Source organism: Enterobacter sp. SECR19-1250 (assembly GCF_013391025.1).
In the GTDB taxonomy this organism is placed as follows: Bacteria; Pseudomonadota; Gammaproteobacteria; order Enterobacterales; family Enterobacteriaceae; genus Enterobacter; species Enterobacter cloacae.
The window spans coordinates 18,018-33,653 of the sequence record NZ_JACASJ010000052.1; the positions used below are offsets into that span (position 1 = coordinate 18,018).

14 protein-coding genes are annotated in these 15,636 nt (G+C 52.2%); 8 read left to right on the plus strand and 6 right to left on the minus strand.

Annotation, left to right across the window (positions count from 1 at the left end):
• The first annotated feature begins 247 nt into the window (after positions 1-247).
• The 4 genes from glnA to HX884_RS14615 all read left to right on the plus strand — a co-directional run bounded on the left by glnA (position 248) and on the right by HX884_RS14615 (position 4,537).
• Positions 248-1,657, plus strand: coding sequence for a glutamate--ammonia ligase (gene glnA / locus HX884_RS14600; RefSeq protein WP_013099376.1), 1,410 nt, complete (start codon positions 248-250; stop codon positions 1,655-1,657).
• 185 nt (positions 1,658-1,842) lie between these two features.
• A complete protein-coding gene (gene glnL / locus HX884_RS14605) occupies positions 1,843-2,892 on the plus strand; it encodes a nitrogen regulation protein NR(II) (protein WP_008501857.1) in 1,050 nt (349 codons plus the stop codon).
• A gap of 11 nt (positions 2,893-2,903) precedes the next feature.
• On the plus strand, positions 2,904-4,316 hold the full coding sequence (gene glnG / locus HX884_RS14610; RefSeq protein ID WP_178328396.1) for a nitrogen regulation protein NR(I): 1,413 nt from the start codon (positions 2,904-2,906) through the stop codon (positions 4,314-4,316).
• A 110-nt stretch (positions 4,317-4,426) separates the two neighbouring features.
• A complete protein-coding gene (locus tag HX884_RS14615; RefSeq protein WP_032618432.1) occupies positions 4,427-4,537 on the plus strand; it encodes a YshB family small membrane protein in 111 nt (36 codons plus the stop codon).
• 67 nt (positions 4,538-4,604) lie between these two features.
• Here the strand turns inward: HX884_RS14615 and hemN are convergent, their stop codons facing one another.
• On the minus strand, positions 4,605-5,978 hold the full coding sequence (gene hemN, locus HX884_RS14620; RefSeq protein ID WP_040020365.1) for an oxygen-independent coproporphyrinogen III oxidase: 1,374 nt from the start codon (positions 5,976-5,978) through the stop codon (positions 4,605-4,607).
• A gap of 188 nt (positions 5,979-6,166) precedes the next feature.
• Complete coding sequence (gene yihI / locus HX884_RS14625) at positions 6,167-6,682, minus strand: Der GTPase-activating protein YihI (RefSeq protein ID WP_013099380.1); 516 nt, start codon at positions 6,680-6,682, stop codon at positions 6,167-6,169.
• Positions 6,683-7,261: 579 nt separating this feature from the next.
• Between yihI and yihA the strand changes: the two genes are divergently transcribed.
• Positions 7,262-7,891 (plus strand): ribosome biogenesis GTP-binding protein YihA/YsxC, encoded by a 630-nt coding sequence (gene yihA, locus HX884_RS14630; RefSeq protein ID WP_020686870.1) that lies wholly within the window; start codon positions 7,262-7,264, stop codon positions 7,889-7,891.
• 312 nt (positions 7,892-8,203) lie between these two features.
• On the opposite strand, the gene polA is transcribed toward yihA, so the two are convergent.
• Positions 8,204-10,996, minus strand: a complete 2,793-nt coding sequence (polA, locus tag HX884_RS14635) for a DNA polymerase I (RefSeq protein ID WP_178328397.1) — start codon at positions 10,994-10,996, stop codon at positions 8,204-8,206.
• A 439-nt stretch (positions 10,997-11,435) separates the two neighbouring features.
• Here polA and HX884_RS14640 point away from each other — a divergent pair, with 439 nt between their 5' ends.
• The gene (locus HX884_RS14640; protein WP_178328398.1) at positions 11,436-12,344 is read left to right on the plus strand and encodes an acyltransferase; all 909 of its coding nucleotides are present in this window, start codon (positions 11,436-11,438) and stop codon (positions 12,342-12,344) included.
• Between the two features lie 23 nt (positions 12,345-12,367).
• Here HX884_RS14640 and dsbA read toward each other — a convergent pair whose 3' ends face one another.
• The 3 genes from dsbA to HX884_RS14655 all read right to left on the minus strand — a co-directional run bounded on the left by dsbA (position 12,368) and on the right by HX884_RS14655 (position 14,350).
• On the minus strand, positions 12,368-12,991 hold the full coding sequence (dsbA, locus tag HX884_RS14645) for a thiol:disulfide interchange protein DsbA (protein WP_013099385.1): 624 nt from the start codon (positions 12,989-12,991) through the stop codon (positions 12,368-12,370).
• A 27-nt stretch (positions 12,992-13,018) separates the two neighbouring features.
• On the minus strand, positions 13,019-14,005 hold the full coding sequence (locus tag HX884_RS14650; RefSeq protein WP_040020369.1) for a serine/threonine protein kinase: 987 nt from the start codon (positions 14,003-14,005) through the stop codon (positions 13,019-13,021).
• Positions 14,006-14,080: 75 nt separating this feature from the next.
• A complete protein-coding gene (locus tag HX884_RS14655; RefSeq protein WP_013099387.1) occupies positions 14,081-14,350 on the minus strand; it encodes a YihD family protein in 270 nt (89 codons plus the stop codon).
• A 68-nt stretch (positions 14,351-14,418) separates the two neighbouring features.
• Here HX884_RS14655 and mobA point away from each other — a divergent pair, with 68 nt between their 5' ends.
• Together mobA and mobB are read left to right on the plus strand one after the other, a co-directional pair.
• A complete protein-coding gene (gene mobA, locus HX884_RS14660) occupies positions 14,419-15,003 on the plus strand; it encodes a molybdenum cofactor guanylyltransferase MobA (RefSeq protein ID WP_057072919.1) in 585 nt (194 codons plus the stop codon).
• Complete coding sequence (gene mobB / locus HX884_RS14665; protein ID WP_040020371.1) at positions 15,000-15,503, plus strand: molybdopterin-guanine dinucleotide biosynthesis protein MobB; 504 nt, start codon at positions 15,000-15,002, stop codon at positions 15,501-15,503. The genes mobA and mobB overlap by 4 nt, the downstream gene beginning before the upstream one ends.
• Positions 15,504-15,636: the final 133 nt, after the last annotated feature.

Below are 15,636 nucleotides of genomic sequence, written 5' to 3' on the forward strand. Positions count from 1 at the left end.
TTTAACGAAAATTGCACCAATATGGTGCTCAGTGTTCACACTGAAGCACTATACTGGTGCAACATAACCATTGTGGTGCAGCACTTTTGCACTATGGTGCGCATGATAACGCCTTTTTGGGGTGTTTTAAAAGTTGGCACAGATTTCGCTTTATAAAAATACGGCAAAAAGATGGCCTCATAGCCACCTTGATAGAAGTTGAAGACCTCGTTACCACGACGACAATGACCAATCTGGAGAGTTAAGTATGTCCGCTGAACACGTTTTGACGATGCTGAACGAACATGAAGTGAAGTTTGTTGATCTGCGCTTCACCGATACTAAAGGTAAAGAACAGCACGTCACAATTCCTGCTCATCAGGTAAACGCCGAATTCTTTGAAGAAGGCAAAATGTTTGACGGCTCCTCCATTGGTGGCTGGAAAGGCATTAACGAATCTGACATGGTTCTGATGCCAGACGCGACCACGGCGGTCATTGATCCGTTCTTCGAAGAGCCAACCCTGATCATCCGTTGCGATATCCTCGAGCCAGGCACGCTGCAGGGCTACGACCGTGACCCACGCTCCATCGCTAAACGTGCAGAAGAGTACCTGCGTTCTACCGGCATCGCAGACACCGTTCTGTTCGGGCCAGAGCCAGAATTCTTCCTGTTCGATGACATTCGTTTCGGTGCCTCTATCTCTGGCTCCCACGTGGCTATCGACGACATCGAAGGTGCATGGAACTCCTCCACCAAATACGAAGGTGGTAACAAAGGTCACCGTCCTGGCGTGAAAGGCGGTTACTTCCCGGTTCCTCCGGTCGATTCTTCACAGGACATCCGTTCCACCATGTGTCTGGTGATGGAAGAGATGGGCCTGGTAGTTGAAGCTCACCACCACGAAGTGGCGACTGCTGGTCAGAACGAAGTGGCAACCCGCTTCAACACCATGACCAAAAAAGCGGACGAAATTCAGATCTACAAATACGTTGTGCACAACGTTGCACACCGTTTCGGTAAAACCGCGACCTTCATGCCAAAACCAATGTTTGGCGACAACGGTTCCGGTATGCACTGCCACATGTCCCTGTCCAAGAACGGTACCAACCTGTTCTCTGGTGACAAATATGCAGGTCTGTCTGAGCAGGCGCTGTACTACATTGGCGGCGTAATCAAACACGCTAAAGCGATCAACGCCCTGGCGAACCCAACCACCAACTCTTACAAGCGTCTGGTCCCAGGCTACGAAGCACCTGTTATGCTGGCTTACTCAGCGCGTAACCGTTCTGCTTCTATCCGTATCCCGGTGGTGGCTTCTCCTAAAGCGCGTCGTATCGAAGTGCGCTTCCCGGATCCAGCAGCTAACCCATACCTGTGCTTCGCAGCACTGCTGATGGCCGGTCTGGACGGTATCAAGAACAAGATCCACCCAGGCGAAGCGATGGACAAAAACCTGTATGACCTGCCGCCAGAAGAAGCGAAAGAGATCCCACAGGTTGCAGGCTCTCTGGAAGAAGCCCTGCAGGCACTGGACGCTGACCGCGAGTTCCTGACTGCGGGTGGCGTGTTCACTGACGACGCTATCGATGCCTACATCGCCCTGCGTACTGAAGAGAACGACCGCGTGCGCATGACTCCGCATCCGGTTGAATTCGAACTGTACTACAGCGTTTAAGTTACAACGGGTTTCGCGCCACCCTTCAGGCGCGGCCCCGAAAGCTTTTTTTTGTTGCCGTGGAAACTTTCAGCCCATCTCCGGATGGGCTTTTTTCTCCACCAACAACCTGATCTCACGCGCTTTTTACGACGAAAAAGCTATACTGCACTAAATTAGTGCAACCAACTTCAGGAGACTGCTGAATGGCAACTGGCACGCTGCCCGATGCTGGGCAGATCCTCAATTCGTTAATTAACAGCATTTTGCTGGTCGACGACGAGCTGGCTGTTCATTACGCCAACCCGGCGGCGCAGCAACTGCTCGCCCAAAGCGCACGCAAACTGTTTGGCACTCCGCTGCCAGAATTATTGAGCTATTTTTCGCTGAACATTGGCCTGATGCAGGAAAGTCTGCAGGCCGGTCAGGGGTTCACCGATAACGAAGTGACGCTGGTGATCGACGGGCGCTCGCATATTTTGTCGCTTACCGCGCAACGTCTTCCTGAAGGGCTGATCCTGCTCGAAATGGCGCCGATGGACAATCAGCGCCGACTGAGCCAGGAGCAACTTCAGCATGCGCAGCAAATTGCTGCCCGCGATCTGGTGCGGGGCCTGGCGCATGAAATCAAAAACCCACTGGGCGGATTACGCGGGGCGGCGCAGCTGTTAACCAAAGCGCTGCCGGACCCTGCGCTGGCGGAGTATACCAACGTCATCATTGAGCAGGCCGATCGTCTGCGTAACCTGGTTGACCGCCTGCTCGGGCCGCAACAGCCGGGTATGCACGTCACCGAAAGCATTCATAAAGTGGCTGAACGGGTGGTGAAGCTCGTCTCCATGGAGCTGCCGGAGAACGTTACGCTGGTGCGTGATTATGACCCCAGCCTGCCGGAACTGGCGCACGATCCGGACCAGATTGAGCAGGTCCTGCTGAATATTGTACGTAATGCGCTGCAGGCTCTGGGACCGGAAGGCGGCGAAATCATTTTGCGTACCCGAACCGCATTCCAGCTCACCTTGCATGGCGTGCGCTATCGGCTGGCGGCACGCATCGACGTTGAGGACAACGGGCCGGGGATCCCATCTCATCTGCAGGACACCCTGTTCTACCCGATGGTCAGCGGTCGCGAAGGCGGTACCGGGCTGGGATTATCCATTGCCCGCAGTTTGATCGATCAACACTCTGGAAAAATTGAATTTACCAGTTGGCCGGGACATACCGAGTTTTCGGTTTTCCTGCCGATTAAAAAATAAAGGTGACGTTTATGCAACGAGGGATAGTCTGGGTAGTCGATGACGATAGCTCCATCCGTTGGGTGCTTGAACGCGCGCTCACAGGGGCGGGATTAAGCTGCACGACGTTTGAGAGCGGCAGCGAAGTGCTCGACGCACTCACCACCAAAACGCCGGATGTTCTGCTGTCGGATATTCGTATGCCGGGTATGGATGGGCTGGCGCTTTTAAAGCAGATCAAACAACGCCACCCTATGCTTCCGGTCATCATAATGACGGCACACTCCGATCTGGATGCCGCCGTTAGCGCCTATCAGCAAGGGGCATTCGACTACCTGCCCAAGCCATTTGATATCGACGAAGCGGTCGCGCTGGTTGAGCGCGCCATTAGCCATTACCAGGAGCAGCAACAGCCCCGTAATGCGCCCGATTTAGGCCCTACCACGGACATCATTGGCGAAGCACCGGCGATGCAGGATGTGTTTCGCATTATTGGCCGTCTGTCGCGTTCGTCCATCAGCGTACTGATTAATGGCGAATCGGGCACCGGTAAAGAGCTGGTCGCGCACGCCTTACATCGCCATAGCCCGCGGGCAAAAGCGCCGTTTATCGCCCTGAATATGGCGGCTATCCCGAAAGATTTGATTGAATCCGAACTGTTCGGCCATGAAAAAGGCGCCTTTACCGGGGCAAATACCATTCGTCAGGGCCGCTTCGAACAGGCTGACGGGGGGACATTATTCCTGGATGAAATTGGCGATATGCCGCTGGATGTTCAGACCCGTCTTCTGCGCGTGCTGGCTGACGGACAGTTTTATCGCGTGGGCGGGTATGCGCCGGTGAAAGTGGATGTACGCATTATTGCCGCGACACACCAGAACCTGGAGCAACGCGTGCAGGAGGGAAAATTCCGTGAGGATTTATTCCATCGCCTGAACGTCATCCGCGTCCATCTACCGCCGCTACGTGAACGTCGCGAAGATATCCCTCGCCTGGCGCGTCACTTCCTGCAGGTCGCCGCGCGTGAACTGGGCGTAGAAGCCAAACAGCTTCACCCGGAAACCGATGCCGCCCTCACCCGCCTGGCCTGGCCGGGTAACGTGCGTCAGCTGGAAAATACCTGTCGCTGGCTCACCGTCATGGCCGCCGGACAGGAGGTCTTGATTCAGGATCTGCCGGCCGAGCTGTTTGAAGCAACTGCCCCTGAAAGCAGTACGGGCCATGCGCTGCCGGACAGCTGGGCGACGCTGCTGGCGCAGTGGGCCGATCGCGCGCTGCGTTCCGGTCATCAAAATTTGCTCTCTGAGGCGCAGCCGGAGATGGAACGCACGCTGTTAACCACCGCGCTTCGTCATACGCAGGGCCATAAACAGGAAGCAGCCCGCCTGCTGGGGTGGGGACGTAATACCCTGACGCGTAAGCTTAAAGAGCTGGGAATGGAGTAATCTTCACCGCTGTGTAAAGATTACTAATTGAGCGCAAATTGCCGTTATTTTGCGCTTTACTGTGTCGATGAGTTTTGTATGATCGTGCCCGGAAATTGGGGGTGAACATCATGCTGGAAACATTAGTACATATGCTCTCTAGCGGAGCCGCAGAAAGCCACACGCCGCAAACCGCAGTTGCTGCAGTGTTGTGTGCGGCGCTGGTTGGTCTGTTTAGCTAGCGGGTAAAAATGTAAAAGCCGGGTGGCGGCTTCGCCTTACCCGGCCTACGTTTCATGCTTTTGCGGCTTAAATCACCCGCGAGAACTGCTGCATACGCGCTTTCTGCCGAAGGTAAGCGTCAAAACACATGCAGATATTACGAATCAACAAACGTCCTTTTGGCGTGACCTCAATCGCATTCTCCGACACATCCACCAGCCCGTCCTTCGCCAGCGGCACCAGCAGCTTCAGGTCTTCTGCAAAATAATCGCTAAAGTGCAGATCCCACTGTGACTCAACGTCGCTGAAATCGAGACGGAAGTTGCAGATAAGCGCCTTAATCACATCACGACGAATGCAGTCGTCACGTGTTAACGCGATGCCGCGCCACAGCGCGTTGCCCTTTTCATCCACCTGCTGATAGTAGAGCTTCAACTCTTTCTGGTTTTGCGCGTAGCAATCGCCAATCATGCTGATGGCGGAAACGCCCATCCCCAGCAAATCGGTATCGCCCTGGGTGGTATAGCCCTGGAAATTACGGTGCAGTACCCCTTCGCGCTGAGCAACAGCCAGCTCGTCATCCGGACGGGCAAAGTGATCCATACCGATAAACTGATAGCCGGTCTCGGTCAGCGAGGTAATGGTTTCCTGGAGAATATCCAGTTTCTGTTGAGCAGAAGGCAGATCGGCATCTTTGATTTTGCGCTGCGCGGCAAAGAGCGTCGGCAGATGCGCATAGTTGAACACGCTCAGGCGGTCCGGGTTAAGTTCAGCCACGCGTTTCAGCGTAAAAGCAAAGCTCTCCGGCGTCTGCTTTGGCAGGCCATAAATCAGATCGATATTGGTTGAGGTGAAACCAATTTCACGCGCATGGTTGAGTAAGGCAAAGATAAATTCTTCGTCCTGCTCGCGGTTCACCAGACGCTGGACCTCTTTATTGAAGTCCTGAACGCCCATACTCAGGCGATTGAAGCCTTCGGCACGTAAATGATCCAGCACATCCAGCTCAATTTCACGCGGATCGACCTCGATCGAGATTTCGGCGTCGTCATTAAAATGGAAATTGCCGCGAAGAAGCGCCATCAAACGGCTGATCTGCGCTTTATTCAGATAGGTTGGCGTACCGCCGCCCCAGTGAAGCTGGCTGACATGACGGCCAGTAAACAACGGCGCGCGATGCAAAATTTCCTGCTCCAGCGCATCCAGATACTGATCGGCTTTATGCTGCTGACGGGTGACAATTTTATTGCAGCCGCAGAAGTAGCAGAGCTTATGGCAGAACGGAATATGGACGTAGAGCGACAGCGGACGCTCTGGATAGCGCGCGACGGCCTGCTGAAAATCACCCTCGCCGAAGGCATCAGAGAACTCCAGCGCGGTGGGGTATGAGGTATAACGCGGCCCGGAATAGTTATATTTCTGGATCAGGGCCAAATCCCAGTCGATAGATGGTACAGACATGCTCACTCCTTCCGTTGGTGTCGCGTTCGTATACGGCGGCCCGTTCTGGCCCCATTGCGGACCATCATTCGGGTGCGCAGCCACTTTTGTCGCCGCGACAACCGCCGTAGTTTAACGAATAACCACACCAGATAACATATAACCGGAAGGGTTATAAGCAGGACTATCGTTCCTGCCGGGTGCAAATGTTAGTTTCCACCCTTCAGAAGACGCATCATATCTTCCTGCTTTTCATCTTCTTCTTCATCTTCGTCATCGTCGTATGACAGGCCCAGCTTCTGCATCAGTTCGTCGATGCGATCCAGTTTGGCATCCACCCAGGACTGCTCTTCAGCGGTCAGGGTTTCACCCTCTTCAAGACGTTCCAGCAGCGCGTCCAGGCGCTCATCATTCTCCAGCAAATCCAGCTCAGCCTGCGGTGAAAGCATAGGTTTCTCGCTCTTTGGTTTGTGCTGCTTAGTGACCGGGGTGTCTGTCACGCCCAGTGGAATGGGAGTTTTACTGCCGATACGTGGATCTTTCTGCGGCTTATTTTTAGCAGAAGCGCCAGATGCACCGCCACCGTTTGCACGGCTACCCGCAGCATGACCGCGATGTTTTTTTTCGCGTTTGCGATCGCGCGCTTCCTGGTTCAGTTCTTCGCGCGTTTTGCGGCGTGCTTTGGCAGGGCGTTTCGCGCCCGCTGCGGAGGTCGGTTTTTTCATGATGTTTTATCTTTAAGTCGTTTTCTTCAGTATAGAATTGCGGCGAAATCTAGCAGAAAGCAAGCAAAGAAAAAAGGCGACAGAGCAATCTGTCGCCTTTTTTCCTGACTCATAACCCTTAACGGGTCAGACATTCCGTGTTTGCCTACAACAAACCCTGTTTATCCGTTGGCTGATACCGTCCGTGATGCGGTTCCTTTTCCTGTTAAAACGCCTCCAGGCGCTGGTCATCCTGACAATCCTGCGTCTTCGCCTCCTGGCGCTCCTGACCCTTATCCCTAAGTCATTATCCTGTTGGCATCCCCGCCTTGACGCACACTTTACCTTGTTCATTTAAACTAACAAGCAACGAAAGGGTACAAAAACGGATTTTCAGATAATCACTCAATATTAATCTTATGATTTAAAACAGTTTGTATTTTTTTACACCTGCGATTTCTCTGAAATTTCTCATAACATCTATAGCCGATGTCTCACATCGGCCAGGGCTTAAGCCTACAGACCAGGTGCAATCAAAAAAGTCTTTTGCCTGCATTCAGGTATAATCCCCCGCAGATTACGATTTTTGGAGACGACCACGTGACTACCTGGAACTACCAACAGACGCATTTTGTCACCAGTGCGCCCGATATTCGCCACCTGCCCTCTGATACCGGCATCGAAGTGGCCTTTGCTGGCCGCTCGAATGCGGGGAAATCCAGCGCACTGAATACGCTGACCAATCAGAAGAACCTGGCGCGTACCTCAAAAACACCTGGCCGTACCCAGCTGATTAACCTGTTTGAAGTGGCCGAAGGAAAACGCCTGGTCGATTTACCGGGGTACGGTTACGCGCAGGTACCGGAAGAGATGAAGATCAAGTGGCAGCGCGCGCTGGGTGAATACCTGGAAAAGCGCATGTGCCTGAAAGGCCTGGTGGTGCTGATGGATATTCGTCACCCGCTGAAAGACCTTGATCAGCAGATGATCGACTGGGCTGTGGCAAGCGATATTGCCGTTCTGGTGCTGCTGACAAAAGCGGATAAACTGGCGAGCGGCGCGCGTAAAGCGCAGGTGAATATGGTTCGTGAAGCGGTACTGGCATTCAACGGTGATGTGCAGGTTGAAGCGTTCTCCTCGCTGAAAAAGCAGGGTGTGGATAAGCTGCGTCAGAAGCTCGACAGCTGGTTCAGTGAGCTGGAGCCCGCAACAGAAGCGGAAGAAGAGTAATACCGGGCGCGGCCATGGCCGCGCTTGTTTTTGTCCGAAATTTTCTTTGCCGCAATAAAAAACGCCCCAGTCATTACTGACTGGGGCGGCTAAAATATTCAGCCAAATCCGATTACGTGAAGTAAAAGGTCTGAAAGATAGAACATCTTACCTCTGTACCCTACGCCGCTAACTCTACCCCTTTTTTTGCTGCAGAAAAAGCACTTTTTGTAGTTTTTTTTCATTCTTTACATAGGGAATTCTAATGATCATCACAAAACGCACGTCGTTATGTTGCTAACTTACATAAAAAGCGCGTTATTCGCCGAACCATTAGTGAGCCTGATCCCAGTTTTCACCACTTCCCACTTCCACCAGCAACGGCACATCGAGTTTCATGCTGTTTTCCATCAGTTCGTGAATCGTCTTCGACACGCTATCGAGATCGTCTTTGTGCACTTCGAACACCAGTTCATCGTGTACCTGCATGATCATTTTCACGCGCGGTTTCTCTTTTTCCAGCCAGGCATCCACGGCGATCATCGCGCGCTTGATGATGTCAGCTGCGGTTCCCTGCATCGGGGCGTTGATTGCAGCACGTTCTGCCCCGGCACGGCGCGCCGCGTTGCTGGATTTAATGTCGGGTAAGTAGAGACGACGACCGTCCAGGGTTTCAACGTAGCCTTTTTCCTTCGCCTGCGCGCGGGTGCGTTCCATATATTCCAGTACACCCGGATATCGCTCGAAGTAGAGATCCATATACTTCTGCGACTCTTTACGCGGAATATTGAGCTGGCGTGAAAGACCGAAGGCGCTCATGCCGTAAATCAGGCCGAAGTTGATTGCTTTCGCGCTGCGGCGTTGCTCGTTTGTCACGCTGTCCAGCGGCAGACCAAAGACTTCCGCAGCGGTTGCCCGGTGGATGTCCTTCCCTTCGGCAAAGGCCGTCAACAGGCCCTTATCACGCGAGAGGTGCGCCATAATGCGCAGCTCGATTTGCGAGTAGTCAGCAGAAACAATCAGATAGTCATCAGGTGCAATAAACGCCTGACGAATGCGACGCCCTTCTTCATTTCGTACCGGAATGTTCTGCAGGTTCGGATCGGTCGAGGAGAGACGTCCGGTGGCCGCCACAGCCTGATGGTATGAAGTATGCACACGACCCGTTTTCGGGTTGATCATCAGCGGCAGCTTATCGGTGTAAGTCGATTTCAGCTTTGCCAGACCACGGTACTCCAGAATGACTTTGGGCAGCGGATAATCCAGCGCCAGCTCCTCCAGCACCTCTTCAGAGGTGGACGGTGCGCCGCCAGGGGTTTTCTTCAGCGGTTTGATCCCCTGCTTTTCAAACAGAATGGTTTGCAGCTGTTTTGGCGATGAGAGGTTAAACGGCTCACCGGCAAGCTCATGGGCCTTTTGCTCCAGTTCGGTCAGACGCTGGGCGAGTTCGCCCGAGTGGTTATGCAGTACCGTCGGATCGATTTTTACGCCGTTGCGCTCGATGCGTGAAAGAACAGGTACCAGCGGCATCTCAATGTTCTGAAACACATTCAGCGGCCCTTCGTGCTTCTGCAGTTTTGGCCACATCTTCAGGTGCAGCTGCAGCGTGACGTCGGCATCTTCTGCCGCATAGCGTCCCGCCTCTTCCAGCGCAATCTGGTTAAAGGTGAGCTGATTTTTGCCCTTACCGGCAATCTCTTCAAACGTGATGGTTTTGTGCTTTAACCAGCGGTCAGACAGGGAGTCCATATCATGACGGCCTGCTACGCTGTCCAGAATGTAGGATTCCAGCATGGTATCAAACGCTATACCGCGCAGCTCAATACCGTAGTTTTGCAGAATACCGCGATCGTATTTGAGGTTTTGCCCCACCTTCAACACATTGTCGTCTTCCAGAATCGGCTTCAGCAGTTCCAGCACGCGTTCGCGAGAGAGTTGCTCCGGTGCGTCCAGGTAATCGTGCGCGACGGGAACATAGGCAGCGATACCCGGCTCTGTCGCAAATGACAGGCCCACCATATTGGCGGTAATGTTATCCAGGCTGTCGGTTTCCGTGTCGAAAGCAAACACCGGTGCTTTTTTCAATTTCTCGATCCAGGCAACCAGCTGTGACTCTTCAAGAATGGTGTCGTAGTGCTCAAAAGAGAGCGCTGCGGCTTCTTCTTCAGCCTGATCGTCGGCATCAATGACAATCGTCTCTTTTGGCTTCGCAGCCGGTTTGACGCCTTTTGCCTGCAGCCATTTACCGGCTTCCACGTCGGTGGTCCAGCGCTTAAATTCGTATTTCTTAAACAGACTCAGCAGGTCATCCGCTGACGGTTGCTGTACCTCAAGCTGCTCACATCCCAGTTCCAACTCAACATCGGTTTTAATCGTCGCCAGCTTATAGGAGAGATAAGCCACCTCTTTATTCTCTTCCAGCTTCCCGGCCATGGTTTTTGCGCCACGGAAGGAGAGCCCGGCGATTTTGTCAGACTCCGCATACAGCGTATCCAGCCCGCCCAGTCCCTGAAGGAGTGCCTGTGCCGTTTTTTCGCCAACGCCTGGCACGCCTGGGATGTTATCCGATGAGTCGCCCATCAACGCGAGGAAATCGATAATCAACTCTGGCGGCACGCCATATTTTGCGACCACCTCTTCAGGGCCGAGGATGGTGTTGGTCATGGTGTTAATCAGGGTGATCCCTGGCGTCACCAGCTGCGCCATATCTTTATCACCAGTACTGATGAGAACCGGACGGCCCATTTTTTCGGCTTCACGCGCCAGGGTGCCAATGACGTCATCCGCTTCAACACCAGAAACCGCCAGCAGTGGCAGCCCCATCGCTTTCACCATCGCGTGCAGCGGCTCAATCTGCGCACGCAGATCGTCAGGCATTGGCGGACGGTGAGATTTGTAATGCTCAAATAACTCGTCGCGGAAAGTTTTGCCTTTCGCATCAAAAACGACTGCCGCATGGGTTGGCTGATACTGAAGGATCAGGCTACGCAGCATGTTAAGTACACCGTACATCGCGCCGGTGGGTTCCCCTGCGCTATTGGTCAGAGGAGGAAACGCATGATACGCCCGATACAGGTAAGAAGAGCCGTCGACGAGAATAAGAGGGTTTTCTGGGATCTGAACCATAATGTCCGTGCCTTTAATCAATTTATGACTAAAGGATGCCACAGAAGGATGAAAACATCAGTTATTAGCGCCTGATACAGGAAAAGATTTTACGATCGTGAGGATCGCTCGCAAAATTTAAACTGTGGATAAGTTTGTGAATACTTTCACTTCATATGACTAATAAAGGCAAAAAAAGCGTAAAGACACATAATTATCATCTATTTATCAATTAGTTATATGAGGATAATGAATTATATTGCTAGCTAATGAGAATATAGCATATGTGGATATATGCCCGGTTTGCTGCGTAATAGTAGTGAAATCTTCTGCAGCGAGATGCTGCCTGTCAACTCTCCGTATGAAAGCCCCATTATTTTGTCTGATTTCTGATAAAATCAGCGCCCTGCACCGGATAGTCGGTCGCTAACTTACAGCTAACCATTTGAAAAAGCTCATCATGTCGAGATTGCTCGCTGCAATAACATTACTGTTAAGCATCATTTTAACTATTCTGGTGACGATCGCCTGTTCTGTACCGATCATCATCGCTGGGATAATTAAACTGCTGTTACCTTTGCCTACGGTTTGGCGAGCCGTGTCGGCGTTTTGTAATTTCATGATGTACTGCTGGTGCGAAGGGTTGGCCATCCTGCTGCGCCTGAATCCTCACCTGAAGTGGGACGTTGAGGGTCTGGAAAGACTCAACAAAAAGAACTGGTATCTGCTGATCTGTAATCACCACAGCTGGGCCGACATCGTGGTGTTATGTGTGCTGTTCCGTAAGCATATCCCGATGAACAAATACTTCCTGAAGCAACAGCTGGCCTGGGTACCGTTTATCGGCCTGGCCTGCTGGGCGCTGGATATGCCGTTTATGAAACGCTATTCGCGCAGCTATTTGATTCGCCACCCGGAGCGGCGTGGTAAGGATGTGGAAACGACGCGTCGTTCCTGCGAGAAGTTTCGCGCACATCCGACAACGATTGTGAATTTTGTCGAAGGCTCGCGGTTTACAAAAGAGAAGCGTCTTCAGACTCGCTCCCCTTATCAGAACCTGCTGCCACCCAAGGCGGCGGGTATTGCCATGGCGCTTAACGTGCTGGGGGCACAGTTCGATAAATTACTGAACGTGACGCTCTGCTATCCGGAAAACGATAAGACGCCTTTCTTCGATATGCTTAGCGGCAAGCTGACGCGTATCGTGATTCGTGTCGATCTGGTGCCAATTGATACCGAACTGCATGGGGATTACGTTAACGATAAGAACTTCAAACGTCGTTTCCAGCTTTGGCTTAATACGCTCTGGAAAGAGAAAGACGAGCAGATAGAGAACATCAAAGCTTCAAACAAAAACGCCGGTCATTGACCGGCGTTTTTATATCATTGGGTTTACTTCTTCTCGACCAGGTATTTCACGGTGTCTGCGTACTGCTGTACGAAGATATCCATGCTGCTGGTGTCCATGCCCTGCATGTTCAGCTGATATTTGCCGTTAACATACATCGCCGGAACGCCCTGGAGCTGCAGATCGGCTGCGGCTTTTTCCTGTTGAGCAACCAGCGATTTCACGACAAAGCTGTTCCACGCGGCGTCGTAGTCTTCACCTTTCACGCCTGCGTCAACGAACACTTTACGAATATCTGCTGCGGTCTGGACGGTCTGGGTTTTCTGCACCGCTTCAAACATAGGGGAGGTGATCTTATCTTCCACACCCAGCGCAATCGCAACCGCCCACGCCTGAGTCAGGTCTTTACCCAATGGGCCCAGGAACTCAACGTGGTATTTGGTCATTTTGGTGCCTTCTGGCAGCTTTTTCTTCACGTTGTCAGCAACATGCAGCACCTGCTCAAACTCATAGCAGTGTGGGCAATAGAACGAGAAGAACTCGAGAACCTGTGGCTCGCCAGCGACGGGCTTGTCCAGCGTGATGTACTGTTTGCCGTCGGTAAACTGTGCAGCAGAAGCGCTAAATGCCAGAATCATACCTGCCAGCGCCAGCCAAATTTTTTTCATGATTAACTCTCTCCTGGGTGTGTCCAATTAATACATCGGCGTTAGTTGCAGTGGGGGTTCCTGAAGAACCTTAACCTGCTCAGTAAATGTGGATATCTGGCTGCGCCAGTAATCCTCTCCGGTAAGCCACGGGAAATTACGAGGAAATGCGGGATCATCCCAACGCCTGATTAACCATGCGAGATAATAAACAAAACGCATCGCACGTAAAGGTTCTATCAGGGCAATTTCGTCTGAATTAAAAGGGCTAAACTCTTCATAGGCTTCAATAATCGTTTCAAGCTGCATACGTTGCTCGGCTTTGTCGCCGTTGAGCAACATCCACAAATCCTGCACTGCAGGCCCCATCCTCGCATCATCGAGGTCAACAAACAGAGGGCCATCGCGCCAGAGAATATTCCCGGCATGACAATCACCATGCAAACGCAGGACAGAAATATCATCGCGCCAGCAGGCTTTTACCGCCCCAATAAGTTTATCCGTCGCGCTGAGAAACGCGTCCTTTAACGCAGAGGGAATAAACGCTGAGGTTTCGAAGACCTGGCGGGGTTCAATAAGGTATTCCTGAATTCCGATAGTCGGGCGGGCAATAAACGACGTTTTGCGTCCCGTCTGGTGGATGCGCCCCAGATAGCGGGCGACCCACTCCATTTGGTCGATATTATCCGCTTCAAACTGGCGGCCACCCAGACTGGGAAATACGGCGTAATAGAACCCTTCGTGCGTAAGGAGCGTTTGGTTATTGAATTTTATCGGTGCGGCAACAGGAACTTCATCATTCAGTAAATCGTGAGCAAACTGATGCTCTTCCTGAATTTGTTCAGCGGACCAGCGCTTGGGGCGATAGAACTTAACAACGAAGCGCTGGCGATCCTCGTCCTGGAATTGATAGACGCGGTTTTCGTAGCTATTTAGCGGGGTGAGCCCGGAATCCACCCGAATACCCTGCTCAAACAGCGCATCCATAATGGTATCCGGGTGTAATGTCTGGAAAGTAAAAGCCTGGTCGTTCATCCGATCATCCGGAAATTATACGAATGATTCAGGATATCATCTTGTGGCGATTTCGGTGCCGCCGCTTACAAGCTTTTACTCTTTAATTACGCCTCGGGCGCGCAGCAATGCGGTTTTAAAATCTTCCTCATAATCTTTCTGAATACCAGGAATAACAGCATCTTTGGCAGAGTCACGCATTTTGAGGTGATAGATCAGGATGTCGTCAGAAAGGTCTGTCAGTTCACCTTCAAAACCTGACTCTTTCGCCAGTTTCTGTAAAAATTGCATCAGATTCAGCTCTGGCTCTTTTTGCCAGGCTGGCTGGAGGAGTTCAATGACTTCATTCAGACGTTTACATTTCATGGTGGTGCTCCTTTCATTTAGAGTGACACGTTAGCAGGGTCAATCCCACAATAAAAGAGGCGATATTCGTGAATCCGGGTCAGGAAATCATCGGAGTGGTTCTGGCGGGTGGCAGGGCAACGCGCATGGCGGGAAAAGATAAGGGGCTTCAGCACCTTAACGGTAAGCCACTTTGGCAGCATGTTGCTGACACGCTTGCAGATCAGGTTTCGGCAATGGCCATCAGTGCCAATCGCCATATCGATATTTATCAGCGCAGCGGATACCCCGTTTATCAGGATACTCTTGGGGATTACGCAGGACCGTTGGCCGGCATGCTCTCGGTCATGCAGCAGTCTGAGGCAGAGTGGTTTGTTTTCTGCCCGTGTGATACGCCGTTTATTCCCTCCTGCCTTGTCGAGCGTCTCGTGCAATTTCGTGATGGTGCACCGGTTGTCTGGGTGCATGACGGTGAGCGTGACCATCCTGCTATTACGCTGATTCATAGATCATTAGTTCCAGCGCTGCAGGATTACCTGACGGCGGGAGAGCGAAGAGTCATGGTGTTTATGCGTCAGTCAGGCGGCCATTTCGTTGATTTTAGCGACTGGAAGTCTGCATTTGTGAACGTGAATACGACGGAAGATTTACAGACCATGCAGGAGAAAAAATGACGCCTGTTTTAGCTATCGCCGCCTGGAGTGGTACCGGGAAAACAACGCTGCTCAAAAAGCTGATACCCGCACTTTGTGCCAGAGGCATCCGCCCAGGGCTGATTAAGCATACCCACCACAATATGGACGTCGATAAACCGGGTAAAGACAGCTATGAACTGCGTAAGGCAGGTGCCGCGCAAACCATGGTGGCAAGTCGTGAGCGGTGGGCATTAATGACGGAAACGCCCGATGAAGCACCACTGGATCTCGCGTATCTGGTCAGTCGGATGGATCACTCCACGCTTGATCTGGTGCTGGTTGAGGGATTTAAGCATGAGGCCGTTGCAAAGATCCTGCTGTTCAGAAGCGATGCCGGGCATGATGTTAGCGAGTTAACGCTGGATGAGCATGTCATTGCGGTGGCCAGCGATGTCGCTCTCGATGTTGAGGTTCCGGTGCTGGATTTAAATGATGAGGATAAGATTGCTGAGTTTATTGTGGGGTGGTGTGCGGTCTGATGCCCTCTCCCGCAGGAAGAGGGAGAAAAACAAAAGTAAAAAACCCCGCACCTTACGGTACGGGGTTCTTCTTATTTAATGCCTGGCAGTTCCCTACTCTCACATGGGGAGACCCCACACTACCATCGGCGCT

Coding starts and splice junctions, on each gene's coding strand:
- HX884_RS14655 (WP_013099387.1), bottom strand. CDS start 14,350: ATGAAATGTAAACGTCTGAATGAAGTCATTGAACTCCTCCAGCCAGCC.
- polA (WP_178328397.1), bottom strand. CDS start 10,996: ATGGTTCAGATCCCAGAAAACCCTCTTATTCTCGTCGACGGCTCTTCT.
- dsbA (WP_013099385.1), bottom strand. CDS start 12,991: ATGAAAAAAATTTGGCTGGCGCTGGCAGGTATGATTCTGGCATTTAGC.
- yihI (WP_013099380.1), bottom strand. CDS start 6,682: ATGAAAAAACCGACCTCCGCAGCGGGCGCGAAACGCCCTGCCAAAGCA.
- HX884_RS14640 (WP_178328398.1), top strand. CDS start 11,436: ATGTCGAGATTGCTCGCTGCAATAACATTACTGTTAAGCATCATTTTA.
- glnL (WP_008501857.1), top strand. CDS start 1,843: ATGGCAACTGGCACGCTGCCCGATGCTGGGCAGATCCTCAATTCGTTA.
- HX884_RS14615 (WP_032618432.1), top strand. CDS start 4,427: ATGCTGGAAACATTAGTACATATGCTCTCTAGCGGAGCCGCAGAAAGC.
- glnA (WP_013099376.1), top strand. CDS start 248: ATGTCCGCTGAACACGTTTTGACGATGCTGAACGAACATGAAGTGAAG.
- mobB (WP_040020371.1), top strand. CDS start 15,000: ATGACGCCTGTTTTAGCTATCGCCGCCTGGAGTGGTACCGGGAAAACA.
- HX884_RS14650 (WP_040020369.1), bottom strand. CDS start 14,005: ATGAACGACCAGGCTTTTACTTTCCAGACATTACACCCGGATACCATT.
- hemN (WP_040020365.1), bottom strand. CDS start 5,978: ATGTCTGTACCATCTATCGACTGGGATTTGGCCCTGATCCAGAAATAT.
- glnG (WP_178328396.1), top strand. CDS start 2,904: ATGCAACGAGGGATAGTCTGGGTAGTCGATGACGATAGCTCCATCCGT.